The organism is Mesocryomonas lacus, from assembly GCF_055730135.2.
In genome coordinates this window covers 1-698 of record NZ_JBUZWE020000056.1, presented here as the reverse complement: position 1 = coordinate 698, position 698 = coordinate 1, and the positions used below count along the sequence as shown (strand labels likewise).

General features: G+C 64.0%; 1 pseudogene. It reads left to right on the top strand.

Annotated features, from left to right (window positions below):
* Positions 1-698, top strand: a pseudogene (locus ACZLZY_RS24905) (AI-2E family transporter); the annotation flags it as partial.

Sequence of the window (698 nt, the reverse complement as noted above, 5' to 3'; positions counted from 1 at the left end):
GGCTGGAGTTCCTGGACGTTCTCCTCGGCGACCGACCTGCATTGTCGCCGCCCGAGAGCTTCTACCAGCGTATGCTGGCGGGCGATCCCGACGAGGCTCAGGATCATGCCGAAGTGCTGCTGCAGGAGAGATCTCTGTCCTCCTACTACGACGAGATCGCGCTGAAAGGTCTGCAGCTGGCTGCCGACGATCTGCTACGCGGCGTTCTGCGGCCGGACCAGTTGGAGCGGGTAAGAGACACGGCAGCCAGCCTGATCGACTCGCTCGCCTCCTATGACGACGTGGAACCGACGGCTGCCGTAAAAGCCGGCGATCCTGTGGTGGCGCCGAGGGACGAGCGCGAAATCCCCATAGAGGCTCCGCCGGCGCAGGCGGATACGGGGAAGCTTTCTCCCGCCTGGCAGGTCGAGAAGCCGGTTCTCTGCCTGGCGGGCAAGGGGCCACTCGACGAAGCTGCATCGATGATGCTTGCGCAGCTCCTCGGAAAGCATGGCCTAGGCGGACGCGTCATTGCCTACGAAGCTGCATCCCGGCACGGCATCGCACAGCTGGACCTGAGCGGCGTCGCGATGATCTGCATCTCCTACCTCGACATTAGCGGCAGCCCGTCCCACCTTCGCTACCTGATCCGTCGCTTGAAGCAGAAAGCTCCCAGCGTTCCGATCTTGGTCGGCCTCTGGCCTGCCGAAGATAGCGCG